We start from the raw sequence: 13436 nt of genomic DNA, 5'->3' as shown, positions 1-13436 counted from the left end.
AAGCCGCCGAGGTCACAAGGCCCGTGAGAGGAAACGGAGGGCGACCGGGCGACTGTCATGGGCACGGGCTACAGTCCGTGCCCATGACAGACGAGTCATGGGCAGGGTGGTACCGGGACCGACAGGGTTCCGACGCCGTCGTCCTCACCACCGACGGACAGCAACTACGCCTCCGGACAAGGGGCATCGACTTCGAGGGCACGAGCTTCGACGGCCTCGCCCCGGCCGTCGGCACGCCACCGGCCGACGACCGGTTCACCCTGGTGGACGGCGCACTGAGCGACTGCGTTCTGGAGTGGGACCTGCCGCTCCCGGTCATCTGGGACGGAGCCGTCCACCAGGCCACGCTCAGCTGCCTGTTGTCGCTGCGCCGCCCCGATTCGCACCTCGGCCTGGAGTTGCAGTTCGGGGGCGCGGCCTACGCGTCCCATCGCGCCGAGAGCGACTTCGCGTCCGCGCTCGCCACGATCCAGCGCGCCCTGCCGCCCGGCGTGCGCATACAGACCTGCATCGCCTGTGCCTTCTCGGACTACTTCCCGGCCCCGGCCACGGGCCGCGGACTCTCCGGCGGCCTCGCCTGTTTCCGGGGTGCCAAGGACGCCTACCGAGGGGCGGCCGGTGAGGGCGATGTCCGGGACCTGTGGGACCGGCGCACCGGGTTCGTCCAGGAGATCTGGAGCTGCCGCGAGTACGAGCCCCGCCCGGAGCAGGGAGCCGGTACCGGCCACCGGGGCGCCTTCCCGCTGGAACACGCCTGATCGCCCGGCCCCGGCGCGCAGGAGACCGCCGCGCTGGGGGCCACCCCGTCCTACGAGGTGGCCCCGCCGGCGCGACGTGTCCGGACCGGGACGGTCAGGAGGTGCTGCGCGCGAGGGAAGCCGCGAAGCCGAACTGCCACAGGTAGTTGACCTGGCTGCGCTCGTTCGCATTGGGGTACGGGTTGGTGCAGGAAGTGCCGGGGCCGCCGCCCGACATCAGCTCGCTGCACGGGCCGGAGTAGTGGTCCGGAAGGCCGAGCACGTGCCCGGTCTCGTGCGCGGTGACGCGGGTCGAGTTGTACTGCTGGTTCTGCGCGTAGTCCAGGAAGATGTACCCGTTGCCGTGCCCGTCGGTGCTCGCGTACGAGCCCCTGGAGTCATTGCCCTCGTAGTAGGTGAAGTCGGCGTTCGAGCCCTCCTGCAGGCGGACGTTGGAGACGGAGCTGTTCCAGATCTGCGCGCTGCTGGCTATCTGGGAGCGGAAGCTGGGCGCGTTGGCGGCGCTGTAGACGACGGTGACCGACTGCGCGCCGGGGTTCGCCGCCTGCTTCTTTGCCACGGACTTGGCGACCGCCTCGAAGAACGCCTTGTTCGCGGCGGCGTTCTCGTGCGACCCGGCGTAGGTGGTGTAGCCGGCGCGGGCGTCCGAGGCGGTGGGTGCTGCGGCGGGGGCCGAGGAGGCGATCGCCGGTGCCGTGCCCAGCGCGGCCGCGAGGCCGAAGCCGAGGCCGACCACGGCCGACATGACGGTCCTGGGGTGTCTCATGGGGGGGTCTCCTACCGTTACCGGTCCGATGAACCCGTCCGATGATCGGACTCGGACGGGTGCGGTACGGAGAGAGTGTCGGGGAGCGGAAGGCGTGGCGGATGATGTCAACCGGCGATAGCACCGGGCTATCGCAGGCCCCGGTACCGTCGCCGAAGAGTCCGCCAACTCCAGGTGAATTAAAGGGGTTTGATGCGATTGGGGAGTCTGGTGCGAGCGTCGCCCGCCGCCCTACGCTCGATCGTATGGAGCTTGAGGTGAGACACCTCAGGGCGCTGTGCGCCATCGCGGACACGGGCAGCCTGCACCAAGCCGCCCGCAGACTGGGCGTGAGCCAGCCCTCCCTGACCACCCAGCTGCGCCGGATCGAGAACACCCTGGGCGCCGAGCTGTTCCGCCGCGAACGGACCGGCTGCCGGCCGACGTTGCTCGGCCGCGCCGTGCTCAGCCGGGCCCGCCCCCTGGTCGACGGGATGACCGCCCTGGTCAGCGACGCGAAGGCGGAGGCCGAAGCGGTCCGGGCCTCCGGGCCCCGACTGCGCATCGGTTGCACGGCGAGCCGGGTCATCGGCGGATGGCTGCGCAGGCTGCGGCTCCGGCTCCCCGGTACCGACATCTCGCTGCGGGTCGACGTATCGGCCCGCGCACTGCTCCGCGACGTCGGGGCGGGCGGGCTCGACGTCGCCTTCGTGCACGAGGTCGAGGGCTGCCCGCTGACCGTCCCCGAGGGCCTGGAGCAGCGCGTACTCCTGGACCGTGAACCGCAGTTCATCTCCATGGCCAGGGACCACCCGGCCGCTGCCCGGCCCGTCGTCGACCTCGCCGATCTGGCCGCCGACCGGTGGATGGTCGACCCCACGGTGGACGGCGAATGGGACGGGCTGCGCCGGGTGTTCGACGAGGCCGGTCTCGCGCCCACCGTCCTGCACGGCGACTACCTCACCGCCGCCTCCCTCATCGTGCTCGGCGAGGCGGTCGCCCCTTGCCAGCCCACCTCCGGGCCCCGCGACGACATGGCGATCCGCCCGCTGCGCGACGACCCCCTCGCCGTACGGCTGCTGCTGGTGTCACGTCCGGGCCTCGACACGGCGACGGTCTACGGGGAGCTGGAGGCGGCCTACCGGGAGGCGGCCCGGCGCGCGGCCGGGTACCACCAGTGGCTGCTGCGCAACCGCAGCCCGCTCGCCCGCACCCCGTGAAGTGCCCGGTTCCCGATTCCGCCGAGAGCGAGGACCGGTTCCCACCCGGCCGCCCGGCGGGCAGAGTCGGTGCCATGAGGCTTCTGATGCTGGGTGGTACGGAATTCGTCGGGCGCGCCGTCACCGAGGCGGCGCTGGCGCGGGGCTGGGACGTCACGGTGTTCCACCGCGGCCGGCACGCGCCCCCGCCGGGCGTGACGGAGCTCCTCGGCGACCGCACCGCCGAGGGCGGCCTCGCGGCCCTGACCGGACCGGGACCCGCAGCCGGCACGGTCGACGAACCCGGCGACGGGTACACCTGGGACCTGGTGGTCGACACCTGGAGCGGCGCCCCCTCGGCGGTACGGGACGCGGCCCGCCTGCTGACCGGCCGGGCCGCCCGGTACGCCTATGTCTCCAGCCGCTCCGTGTACGACTACCCGGCCCCGGCCGGTCTGCCGGAGGAGGGTCCGCTGGTGGCCGGTGCCTCGCCCGACGCGGGCGGGGACGTCTCGTACCCCCTGGCCAAGCGCGGCGGCGAACTGGCCGCGCTCGACGCCTTCGGTGACCGGGCCCTCCTGGCCCGCGCGGGACTGATCCTGGGCCCCTGGGAGAACATCGGCAGACTGCCCTGGTGGCTGCTGCGGATCGCCCGGGGCGGACCCGTACTGGCCCCGGGCACACCGGATCTGAAGCTTCAGTACATCGACGCCCGCGACCTCGCCGACTGGCTGCTGGACGCCGCCCGCAGCGGTCTGCACGGACCGTACAACCTGGTCAGTCGGCCGGGCCACGCCACCATGGGGCAACTGCTGGAGGCCTGTGTACGTGTCACCGGCTCCGACGCGGAACTGCGCTGGACGCCCGCGGAGAAGATCCTCGCGGCGGGCGTGGAGCCGTGGAGCGACCTGCCGGTCTGGCTGCCGCCGGGCGAGCTGTACGACACCATGCACTGCGGTGACGTCAGCAAGGCGTACGCGGCCGGCCTGCGCTGCCGCCCGGTCGAGGAGACGGTCGCCGACACCTGGAAGTGGCTGGAGGAGCTGGGCGGACAGGCCCCGCAGCGCCCGGACCGGCCCGCGGTCGGCCTGGCCCCGGGTGCGGAGGCCGGACTCCTGGCGGACCCGGCCTGATGCAGCACGGGTGGCGTCCGGGGGCTGCTGACGCCCCGTCGGCCATGTGCCCGCGCGCACGGGCGTACCCGTCCCCGGCTCCACGTATACGAGTGCATCGGGGTCGCACCGGGCGGGACCGCAGCCCACACCGTCCCACATCTGGCCGCACGAGCCCGACGGGCCGGACGAGCCCCGTCCCGGGTGCGCGCGCCGCACACAGGTGCGCGCGGCGGTGAACGGGTTCTCGGCGCAATCGCCGCCGCGCTGCTCGTGGCCGGATCGGCGGCCACGCTGATGGCCCGGAGGGCGCGTCGACGCGGCTAGTTTGGGCCCATGGCCGAACTGCTGCTGCACCTCACCGAAGGCCCCCTGTGGGAGGCGGCCCGCGGGATCGGGACGTACGAGATGTCCACCCGCGGCCGCACCCTGCACGAAGAGGGCTTCATCCATTGCTCGCTGCCGCACCAGCTCGCCGGCGTGGCCGAGATGCTGTACGGCGCCGGGAGCGGGGCCGGGACCGGGGACCAGGAACTCGTGGTCCTCGTCATCGATCCCGGCCGGCTCCCCGTGCCCGTACGGTACGAGTCCGTCGCGCCCGGCCGCGAGGAGTTCCCGCACATCTACGGACCCGTCCCGGTGGACGCGGTCGTGGAGGTGCGGCCCTGGCCGCGCGAGGAAGGCGTCCCCGCATGAACAACCCACCCCCCACCGGCCCGGAGAACCCGAGCGCCCCCATCGTCGCCGTCACCGGCGCGGGCGGAGCCGTCGGCGGACGTGTCGCGCGGCGTCTGGCGCGCGCCGGCGTGCCCGTGCGGCTCCTCGGTCGCGATCCGTCCCGGCTGCCCGAACTGCCCGGCGCCGTCGCCGCGCCGCCCGCCCGGTACGGCGACGGGGAAGCCATGCGCCGCGCCCTGGCCGGGGCGCACACGCTGTTCCTCGTCTCGGCGCACGAGAGCCCGTACCGGGTGCGCGAGCACACGACGGCCGTGGACGCGGCGGTCGCCGTGGGCGTCGAGCGCATCGTGTACGTCTCCTTCCTGGGCGCGGCGCCGGACGCCACGTTCACCTTCGCCCGGGACCACTGGCACACCGAGGCGCACATCCGGGCCACCGATGTCCGCTACACCTTTCTGCGCGACAGCCTGTACCTGGCCGGGATCCCGGCCATGACCGGCGCCGACGGCGTACTGCGCGGCCCGGCCGGCGACGGCCGCGTGGCGGCGGTGGCGCACGACGACATCGCGGACGTCGCGGTCGCCGTTCTGCTGGCCGACACCGAGAGCGACGACACCCGCTACGACGGGTTCACCTACGACCTCACGGGCCCGGAGGCGTTCACCCTCGCCGAGGCGGCCGAGGAGCTCAGCAGGGTCACCGGCCGGACCATCACCTACCTGCCGGAGACCCGGGAGGAGGCCTACGCCTCCCGGGCGCAGTACGGTGCCGAGGACTGGGAGGTGGCCGGCTGGGTGACGTCGTACGAGGCCATCGCCGCCGGCGAGATGGCCGCGGTCTCGGACGCGGTGCCGGACTTCACCGGGCATCCGGCGACGAGCCTGGCGGCCTTTCTGAGGGACCATCCGGACAGCTACCGGCATCTGCTGACGACGGACTGACGCCCGCGGCGGGCGGTTCCGGAGAGGGAGAGGGGCCTGCGGCCATGCGTACGGAAACCCCGTGGGGCCCCTGGGACCCGCCCCCGCCGGACGAGGCCGCCCGCCTCTTCGCACCCTTGCGTGCCCCCTGGTGGATCGCCGGGGGATACGCGGTCGAGTTCGCCGTGGGCCACGCCTTCCGGGACCACGGCGACATCGACGTACTCCTGCTCCGCCGCGACCAGTTCGCCGCCCAGCTCCTCCTGGCGGACTGGGAGTGGTGGGCCGCGGACCCGCCCGGCACGCTGCGCCGCTGGCTCCCCGGCGAGGTCCTGCCGCCGTACGTGCACGACATCTGGTGCCGCCCGGGGCCGGACGAGCCGTGGCGCGTCCAGCTCATGCTCGACGACGCGGAGGGCGGCGACTGGCTGTTCCGCCGTGACCCCCGTATCCGCCTGCCGGTCGAACGGCTCGGCCGGGTCTCCGGGGACGGCGTTCCGTATCTCTGCCCCGAGGTGCAGCTCCTGTACAAGGCGGGGTCCCCGCGCCCCAAGGACGAGCAGGACTTCGCGCAGGCGCTGCCGGTCCTCACCGCGGACCAGCGCGCCTGGCTGACCGAGACCATCACCCTGGCCGAGGGCGCCGGGCACCCGTGGGCGGCCCGCCTGCGCGCCCACCCGGCGGGCTGACGGGGCCTACGCTCCCGCCCGTCCTCCGCTCCCACCCGTCCGGGCTGACCGGACGGGCGGCCCTCAGCCGACGTACGCGCTCGGCCGCGCCGCCGCTGCCGCGGCCTCGGCGGCCGAGCGGTCGGCCGGTTCAGGAGCCGTACGGCCATCGTCACCGGCGGGGCCGTCCAGGCCGTTGCCACCCTCTCCCTGGTGGCGCTCGGAACGTCACCAGCAGGTCGGCATCACCATGGGCATCCTGGTGATGAGCGCCGTCGCCACTGCCAGGATGTCCGCCCTCGGCGACACCGGCCCCGAGGGCGTCCTCTCGGGCGTCTCGGTCGCGATCCTGGTCAACTCGGCACTGGTCCTGGCCGGCGCGCTGCTCGCGGGTACCTTCCTCGCCCCGCGGCGCGCGAGGGTGACGACGGGCAGGGGCCGCCGGGCCCCGGCGCGCAGATGCCGGAGGGTACGGATCCACCGACTCCCGTCGGGTCCGCCCTCCGGCATCTGCGCGCCCGTACGTTCGCGCGTCCAAGTGCCCACGCGTCCGCGCGGCTCAGCCCTCGTCGTGCGCCTTCCGCAGCGCGGCGATGTCCAGCTTCTTCATGGTCATCATCGCCGAGGTCGTCCTTGCGGCCTTCGTCCCGTCCGGGTCGAGGAGCAGCTCGGTCAGCCCCTCGGGCACGACCTGCCAGGAGACGCCGTACCGGTCCTTCAGCCAGCCGCAGGGCCCCTCTTCGCCGCCGTCGGTGAGGCTGCTCCAGTAGTAGTCCACCTCGGTCTGGTCCGCGCAGCCGATCTGGAACGAGACGGCCTCGTTGAAGGTGAACTCCGGCCCGCCGTTCACCCCGACGAACCTCTGGCCGTTGAGCTCGAACTCGACCGTCATCACCGACCCGGCGGGTCCCGGACCCGCCTCGCTGTAGCGGCCGACCCTGCCGAGGCGCGAGTTCTTGAAGACCGAGACGTAGTACTCAGCCGCCTCCTCGGCCTGCCCGTCGAACCACAGACATGTGGTGAAGCCCTCGGTGGTCATCGCTGTCTCCCCTCGTGCGCGCAGCCCCGTCGTCTGCGCATATCCACCCGTATCGACCGATCCCGCCCCGAAAACTCATCGGTGGTACGAGGAGCGAATCGATGGGGGACCGGCATCGGCCGAATTCATATGGTCCTCTCAGGAGAGGCGAAACCTCCGGCGACACGGCCGCTTTCCGGGTAATCGGCTTGGCAAACACCTTCCCAAGCGCCTCCCCCGCACGTGTCTGCGCCCGCCTCCGTCAACGGCTTTCTCGTGCCGGGAGCCACCCCTGGGATCACCGCAGCGGGATCGCGCGGTCCCGCAGACTGCGGTGTCGTGGCAGAGCGGCCCATGGCGATCGGCGTCCGGAGGTCACCCGTGCGTCGACTGGCGGGAACAGGGTGGACCTGCCCTCCTCGCCCGCGGGTTCGAATCCCGCCGGTGCCGCAGTCGACCGCAGGCCCCGTGGTGACCCTCGATCCCGGAACCGGCCCGAGCCCGGCGCGAGGCCACAGTGGTTGTCAGTCCCTGCCGCTACCGTCTGGGCATTCACGATCTTCAGGGAGGGCGGCTTCATGGGTGCCAGTGGATGGGAGTACGTCACCGGGTACGACGGGGATGTCGAGGCGGCACTGAAGGCCTTGCAGGCCAGGTTGTTCCGGGAGCAGTACGGCGACGGTTCCCGCTACCGAAGTCTGGAGGAACTGTATGAGGATGCGGAGTTCATGGGAAACGAGGGCACCCATACGATCCTCGACATCGACACGGTCGTTGCCATGGACGACCCGCCGATGCAGTCCCGTCCCTCCGACTACGGCACCCTTCGCCCTCTGGCACCCGGCCGAGTGGTCCACCACTTCGGTACGGACCGTCCCACGGTCGCGCAGTACAAAGAACTTGTCGCCGCTGCCGATGATGCTGCGAGCCACGAGGAACACGAGCGGAGCCTCTTGGGCGAGTGCCGGATGCGGTGGACCGGCTATTACGTCGTCCTCTACGCCGATGACAAGCCCACCCACCTGGGAATCTTTGGATTCTCGGGTGATTAGGGCCGATTCGGTGGGATGGATGACCGCTCCCGCCGGCGGCGTACCGTAGAGCTCCCGCGCGACCGACCACCGCAGCTGACAAGACGGCAGAACACCCGTGAACTCCACGTCGATTCGCTTGATCGAGCCCTCCGACGGCCCCGCACTCGCCGGCCTGCTCTCCCGGGACAAGCAGGCGTACGCACGCTGGCTGCCTGCGAGGCCGGCAGGGTTCTACACGCCCGACGGTCAAGCCGCGGTCATCGAATCCCTGCTGGCCTCCCACGAGAACGGGCTCGCGTGGCCCGGCGTCGTGGTCTCCGGTGAGACCGTCGTCGGGCAGGTCAACATCAGCTCGATCCTGCGTGGCCCGTTCCAGAAGGGATTCCTCGGCTACTGGGTGTCTTCTCGCCACCAGGGACTCGGGCACACGAGCCGTGCCGTCGGCCTCGCACTGCGGATTGCCGAGGACGAGCTGAACCTGCATCGGCTGGAGGCACACACCCAACTGGACAACCTCGCGTCCCAGGCGATCCTCCGCAAGCACGGATTCAGTTCCTGGGGCGTCGCCCATGACCACTTCTACGCCGATGGCGCATGGCGCGACGAAGTGTTCTGGGAAAAGAGGCTCACCGGCGGGCACGCCTTCTGAGCGACTGCGGATTTCGGTTGATCCGGTTGAGTTCGGGGCGGCGTCGATACACTGCCGCCGTGTCGTATCCGCCGATGTCACTCCAACTCGAAACCGCCCGGCTGACGTTGCGTCCGTGGACCGATTCCGACATCGACGCCCATCGCGAGCTCGTCGCCGAACGGGGCGACGGCATGCCGTCGATCCAGCACAACCGGCAGATGATCGAGGACGAGCGGGTCGCCTCGGTACGGACAGGCATTGCCCTATTGCCCGTCGTCCGTCGCGATGTGGGCGACTTCATCGGGTACTGCGGGCTTACTGTCGGGCGGGCTTCCGTCGACGAGCCCGAGATCGCGTACGAGTTGTTCCGGCGCGTGCACGGACAGGGCTACGCGACCGAGGCGGCTTCCGCGGTGCTCGACGACGCGATCGCGACCGGACGGAAGCGGCTCTGGGCGACGGTGCGCATCTGGAACGCGCCGTCGTTTCGCGTTCTCGACAAGCTCGGGTTCGAGCGCGACCACGTATCGACCGATGATCGCGGCGAACTGGTATGGCTCACCCGCTCCCTGCCATGAGAGGCGCGTTGCAGTGGGGCCCGGGTGACGCTCACCACAGGACCGTCGGGCCGACCCGCCGGAGGCCGACAGTTTCCGGTGCGCGATTCCGGTCGACGAGTTCGTGACCTGTGTTGTTCGGCGCACACTGATGCGCGGCTTTTGGAGCAGTGGATCTGGTTCCACTTGCGGCCGGGCGAAGAAGACCGCACCCGGTCCGTCATAAACGCCGTGCTCGGCGGCCGACGGGCCGGGTGCGGGGAGGTGGGCGATGCGAGCCGCGAAATCGCAGGTCGGACAGCCCGGCCGAAGATCAGGCCTTCTTGGTCTCCCAGAAGATCTTGTCGATCTGGGCGATGTAGTCCAGCGCCTTCTGACCGGTCGCCGGGTCCGTGGAGGCCTTCGCGGCCGAGAGGGCCTTGAGGGCGTCGTTGACCAGCTGGTGCAGCTCCGGGTACTTCTCGAAGTGCGGGGGCTTGAAGTAGTCGCTCCACAGCACCGAGATGTGGTGCTTGGCGAGCTCGGCGCGCTGCTCCTTGATGACCACCGCGCGGGCCCGGAAGTGCGGGTCCTCGTTGGCCTGGTACTTCTCCTGGACGGCCTTGACGGACTCCGCCTCGATGCGGGCCTGGGCCGGGTCGTACACGCCGCAGGGCAGGTCGCAGTGGGCGCTGACCTTCACCTTGGGGGCAAACAGGCGGGAAAGCATTGAGCTGTCCTTCCTCGTGATCGTCTTCTCAGGTGGGACATTACTCCGTGAGAGACGCGTTTTTGCGGGTGCCCCCATGGGCTTAGGCCAAAAGTCCAGGCGAGGATGGGACCAGTGGCCGAATGCACGAAACGCTGTACAGGACGTGTACTGGACGGACCGGGGAGGTGCCGGAGAGATGCGGGAGATGCCGGGGGCGCCTGAGCTGGCGCAGGGGCAGCACGGGCGCGGGCTGGCGGCGAGGGTGCCGTTCCAGGTGGTGGAGGTGACCGGACCCTCGATGGTGCCGACGCTCCATCACGGCGACTGGCTGCTCGTGCAGTACGGGGCGACGGTGCGCCCCGGTGACGTGGTGATCCTGCGGCATCCGTTCCAGCAGGACCTGCTGGTCGTGAAGCGCGCCGCCGAGCGTCGTCGGGGTGGCTGGTGGGTGCTGGCCGACAACAGTTTCGCGGGCGGGGACAGCACGGACTACGGGGCGGTGCCCGAGGAGTTCGTACTGGCCAGGGCTTGGGTGCGCTACCGGCCGCTGAAGAAGGATCAGCGGTCGGTGCGGGGCGCGGTGGCCTGGGCCGTCTCCGCGCTGCGGCCGGTGTCGGCCGCCCGTTCCGTCTCCTGGCGCTTGCGGGCCCGGTAGGCGGCCACATTGGCTCGGGTCGCGCAGCGGTCCGAGCAGTAGCGGCGAGAACGGTTGGTGGAAGTGTCGAGGTAGGCGTTGCGGCACGGCGACGCCTCGCACACGCCGAGCCGGTCGACCCCGTACGAGGTGAGATGGAAGGCGAGGCCCATCGCCGCGATGGCGGCGTATCCGGCCGTCGCGTTCGACGGATGGTCGGCCAGGTGCATGTGCCAGTCCGGCTTGCCGTCCTCGTCGCGGGTCTCATGGCCGGAGATCTGCGGGCTGACCGGGAACTCCAGCAGCAGTGAGTTGAGCAGGTCGACGGCGAGCGTCTCGTCGCCGCCGTCGGCCGCCTCGAAGACCGAGCGCAGCCGCGCCCGTACGGACCTGAAGCGGGTCACATCCGCGTCGGTCGCCCGCCGGGCCGCCTGGCGGTTGACGCCGAAGAGCTCGCGGACCGCCTCCACGGAGGTGAGGGAGTCCTTGTTGCGGGCCGGCGCCTCGGTGTTGACCAGACGTACGGCGTAGTCCGAGTAATAGGCCAGTTCCACTTGTAGTCCTTACGGCGTCGGTCTATGGTCGATGCGTGCGAACGGTGTAATGGGCTTTTACTGGTCCAGGGTATTACATGGAGGTTCCTGGTGACAGACACATCGACGGGTACGGACTGGCGGGCCTGGCAGGAGAGCTGGGACCGGCAGCAGGAGTGGTACATGCCCGACCGCGAGGACCGGTTCCGGGTGATGCTGGACATGGTCGAGGCCTTTGTGGGGCCGCGGCCGAGGGTGCTCGATCTCGCATGCGGTACGGGAAGTATTACGGACCGGCTGCTCAAGCGGTTCCCGGAAGCCACCAGCACCGGCGTGGACCTCGATCCGGCGCTGCTCGCCATCGCGCGCGGCTACTTCGACGGCGACGAGCGCGTCACCTTCGTCACCGCGGATCTCAAGGACCCCGAGTGGGCGGCGCAGTTGCCGTACGACTCGTACGACGCCGTGCTCACCGCCACCGCCCTGCACTGGCTGCACAGCGAACCGCTCACCGCGCTCTACGGGCACATCGGCGGGCTCGTCAGGGACGGCGGCGTCTTCATGAACGCGGACCACATGATCGACACCGCGACGCCCCGGATCAACGCGGCCGAACGTGCCCACCGGCACGCCGTCATGGACCGCGCCAGGGCCGCCGGCGCGGTCGACTGGGCCGACTGGTGGGCGCTGGCCGCCAAGGACCCGGTCCTCGCCGGGCCGACCGCCGAGCGGTACCGGATCTACGGTGAGCACGCGGACGGCGACATGCCCTCCGTCGGCTGGCACACCGAGACCCTGCGCGCGGCGGGGTTCGGCGAGGCGCGGACCGTCTGGGCGTCGCCCTCGGACACCCTGGTGCTCGCAGTGAAGTAGCGGCGGGACGTGCGGGGGAGGGGCGGTGCGGGGCGGTTGCCCGTACCGCCTCTTCCTTTCCGGCTTCCGCTGCAACCCGCCGCGCCTCCCACCGCACTGGAAGGGATGAGACGGTCCGCACCCGCGGACCCGGAGAGGGGCGCCGACGATGCGGATCGAAGACGATGCCGCGCTGCACGCCTTCGTCGAAGACAGACGTACCGCGCTGTTCCGCAGCGCGTACCTGCTCTGCGGCGACCGGCACGAGGCCGATGACCTGGTCCAGGCGACGCTGGTCAAGGTGGTGCTCGGGGGGCGGCGGTACGGACGGCTCGACAACATCGAGGCGTACGCGCGCAAGACGTTGATCAACACCTTCATCGCATCCCGCCGCAGGTTCTGGCGGCGCGAACAGTCCTACGGCGAACTGCCGGACCGCGCCGACCGGGCACCGGACACGGACACCGGGCTGGCGGTGCGGGCGGCGCTCGCCCGGCTCACGGACAAGCAACGGGCCGTGCTGGTCCTGCGCTACTGGGAGGACCTGAGCGTCGAGGCCACGGCCGGGCTGCTCGGGATGCGGGAGAACACGGTCAAGAGCCACGCGGCTCGGGGGTTGGCGGCGCTGCGCGCCGAGATGGCGGAGGAATTGGTATGAGCAACGAGGTGCACGAGCTGCTGGGGCGGGCCGCGGACGAGGCGGGACAGCCGGCCACCACCACCCGGACGGTGTACGCCGGGGCCGCCCGGGTGCGGCTGCGGCGCCGGGTCACCGTCTCGGTCGCGGCGGCCGCCGTGGTCGCGGCCGGAGCTGTCGCGGTGCCGAACCTGGCCCCGAAGGGGGACACGCAGGAGACCGCGGTGGCGGCCCCGGTCGAGCTCGCTGGGAACGGCGGCCGGGCGAAGAAGCTGGCGAAGGTGCTGCCGAAGGACGTCGGAGCCGTCGACCAGGTCTCGCTCTCCGTCATCATCAAGGGCGACACCTCCAAGCAGGAGATGGAGCACCTGGCGGGCCCGCTGGACGGGCACTTCTCCGTACGGAGGGACGGCGGCGTCGGCTACCTCGTCATCGGCTACCTGAACACCGGCAGCCCCTTCGCGGGGGACGACCCGTGCAAGCCGGCCCCGGGGGTGCCGGGCATGCCGGACTGCGTGAGTGAGAAGCTGCCGGACGGACGGGTGCTGACGACCTGGAGCGACCCGATGAACTACGAGGGCGCGCCGCAGTGGGGCAAGGAGCTGGTCGGCCGGCTCACCCTGAAGGACGGCGGGGTGCTGTCCGTCCGTGACAGCACCGGCTTCGAGGGCGAGCGGGCACAGGGCCCGCTGCTGAAGACGCCGCCGCTGACCCGCGACCAGTTGCGGGCGCTGCTGCTCAGCCCGGAGCTGCTGCCCAAGAAGTAGGG

The 13436-nt window shown here is 71.2% G+C and carries 17 protein-coding genes and 1 pseudogene; 14 read left to right on the top strand and 4 right to left on the bottom strand.

Features of this window, described 5'->3' with window-relative positions; genetic code table 11:
• Nucleotides 1–83 precede the first annotated feature (83 nt).
• A complete protein-coding gene (locus IE107_RS07440; protein ID WP_189542359.1) occupies nucleotides 84–758 on the top strand; it encodes a DUF6304 family protein in 675 nt (224 codons plus the stop codon).
• Between the two features lie 94 nt (nucleotides 759–852).
• Here IE107_RS07440 and snpA read toward each other — a convergent pair whose 3' ends face one another.
• Nucleotides 853–1524 (bottom strand): snapalysin, encoded by a 672-nt coding sequence (gene snpA, locus IE107_RS07435; protein ID WP_229866753.1) that lies wholly within the window; start codon nucleotides 1522–1524, stop codon nucleotides 853–855.
• Between the two features lie 245 nt (nucleotides 1525–1769).
• On the opposite strand from snpA, the gene IE107_RS07430 reads away from it, so the two are divergent.
• The 6 genes and pseudogenes from IE107_RS07430 to IE107_RS34765 all read left to right on the top strand — a co-directional run.
• A complete protein-coding gene (locus tag IE107_RS07430) occupies nucleotides 1770–2723 on the top strand; it encodes a LysR family transcriptional regulator (protein WP_189542356.1) in 954 nt (317 codons plus the stop codon).
• 86 nt (nucleotides 2724–2809) lie between these two features.
• Nucleotides 2810–3835 carry an NAD-dependent epimerase/dehydratase family protein gene (locus IE107_RS07425; protein ID WP_189542895.1) on the top strand — a complete coding sequence of 342 codons (1026 nt, stop codon included), beginning with the start codon at nucleotides 2810–2812 and terminating at the stop codon, nucleotides 3833–3835.
• A 315-nt stretch (nucleotides 3836–4150) separates the two neighbouring features.
• Nucleotides 4151–4510, top strand: a complete 360-nt coding sequence (locus IE107_RS07420) for a DUF952 domain-containing protein (protein WP_189542354.1) — start codon at nucleotides 4151–4153, stop codon at nucleotides 4508–4510.
• Nucleotides 4507–5433 (top strand): NAD(P)H-binding protein, encoded by a 927-nt coding sequence (locus tag IE107_RS07415; RefSeq protein WP_189542352.1) that lies wholly within the window; start codon nucleotides 4507–4509, stop codon nucleotides 5431–5433. The genes IE107_RS07420 and IE107_RS07415 overlap by 4 nt, the downstream gene beginning before the upstream one ends.
• Nucleotides 5434–5477: 44 nt before the next feature.
• A complete protein-coding gene (locus IE107_RS07410; protein ID WP_189542350.1) occupies nucleotides 5478–6101 on the top strand; it encodes a nucleotidyltransferase domain-containing protein in 624 nt (207 codons plus the stop codon).
• Between the two features lie 105 nt (nucleotides 6102–6206).
• A pseudogene (locus IE107_RS34765) lies at nucleotides 6207–6501 on the top strand (MFS transporter); the annotation flags it as partial.
• A gap of 138 nt (nucleotides 6502–6639) precedes the next feature.
• Here the strand turns inward: IE107_RS34765 and IE107_RS07405 are convergent.
• Nucleotides 6640–7119 (bottom strand): VOC family protein, encoded by a 480-nt coding sequence (locus IE107_RS07405; protein ID WP_189542332.1) that lies wholly within the window; start codon nucleotides 7117–7119, stop codon nucleotides 6640–6642.
• Nucleotides 7120–7676: 557 nt separating this feature from the next.
• Here IE107_RS07405 and IE107_RS07400 point away from each other — a divergent pair.
• The 3 genes from IE107_RS07400 (at nucleotide 7677) to IE107_RS07390 (ending at nucleotide 9341) form a co-directional block, all read left to right on the top strand.
• Nucleotides 7677–8150: a hypothetical protein gene (locus tag IE107_RS07400; RefSeq protein ID WP_189542330.1), complete on the top strand. Its 474-nt coding sequence runs from the start codon at nucleotides 7677–7679 to the stop codon at nucleotides 8148–8150.
• Nucleotides 8151–8268: 118 nt separating this feature from the next.
• A complete protein-coding gene (locus tag IE107_RS07395; RefSeq protein WP_229866752.1) occupies nucleotides 8269–8781 on the top strand; it encodes a GNAT family N-acetyltransferase in 513 nt (170 codons plus the stop codon).
• 74 nt (nucleotides 8782–8855) lie between these two features.
• On the top strand, nucleotides 8856–9341 hold the full coding sequence (locus tag IE107_RS07390; RefSeq protein WP_189542892.1) for a GNAT family N-acetyltransferase: 486 nt from the start codon (nucleotides 8856–8858) through the stop codon (nucleotides 9339–9341).
• A gap of 292 nt (nucleotides 9342–9633) precedes the next feature.
• Here IE107_RS07390 and sodN read toward each other — a convergent pair whose 3' ends face one another.
• Entirely contained in the window at nucleotides 9634–10029 is a 396-nt protein-coding gene (gene sodN / locus IE107_RS07385; protein WP_072483792.1) for a superoxide dismutase, Ni, read from the bottom strand.
• Between the two features lie 178 nt (nucleotides 10030–10207).
• On the opposite strand from sodN, the gene sodX reads away from it, so the two are divergent.
• Nucleotides 10208–10666 carry a nickel-type superoxide dismutase maturation protease gene (gene sodX, locus IE107_RS07380; RefSeq protein ID WP_189542327.1) on the top strand — a complete coding sequence of 153 codons (459 nt, stop codon included), beginning with the start codon at nucleotides 10208–10210 and terminating at the stop codon, nucleotides 10664–10666.
• On the opposite strand, the gene IE107_RS07375 is transcribed toward sodX, so the two are convergent.
• On the bottom strand, nucleotides 10570–11199 hold the full coding sequence (locus IE107_RS07375; RefSeq protein ID WP_189542326.1) for a CGNR zinc finger domain-containing protein: 630 nt from the start codon (nucleotides 11197–11199) through the stop codon (nucleotides 10570–10572). The genes sodX and IE107_RS07375 overlap by 97 nt on opposite strands.
• 90 nt (nucleotides 11200–11289) lie before the next feature.
• On the opposite strand from IE107_RS07375, the gene IE107_RS07370 reads away from it, so the two are divergent.
• From IE107_RS07370 to IE107_RS07360, 3 genes are all read left to right on the top strand, one after another.
• Nucleotides 11290–12051, top strand: a complete 762-nt coding sequence (locus IE107_RS07370; protein WP_229866751.1) for a class I SAM-dependent methyltransferase — start codon at nucleotides 11290–11292, stop codon at nucleotides 12049–12051.
• Nucleotides 12052–12199: 148 nt separating this feature from the next.
• On the top strand, nucleotides 12200–12688 hold the full coding sequence (locus IE107_RS07365) for a SigE family RNA polymerase sigma factor (RefSeq protein WP_189542321.1): 489 nt from the start codon (nucleotides 12200–12202) through the stop codon (nucleotides 12686–12688).
• Nucleotides 12685–13434, top strand: coding sequence for a hypothetical protein (locus tag IE107_RS07360; protein WP_189542319.1), 750 nt, complete (start codon nucleotides 12685–12687; stop codon nucleotides 13432–13434). The genes IE107_RS07365 and IE107_RS07360 overlap by 4 nt, the downstream gene beginning before the upstream one ends.
• Nucleotides 13435–13436: the final 2 nt, after the last annotated feature.

It is taken from the genome of Streptomyces gelaticus (genome assembly GCF_014649535.1).
Lineage (GTDB): Bacteria > Actinomycetota > Actinomycetes > Streptomycetales > Streptomycetaceae > Streptomyces > Streptomyces gelaticus.
This window is presented reverse-complemented; position numbering and strand designations above follow the sequence as displayed.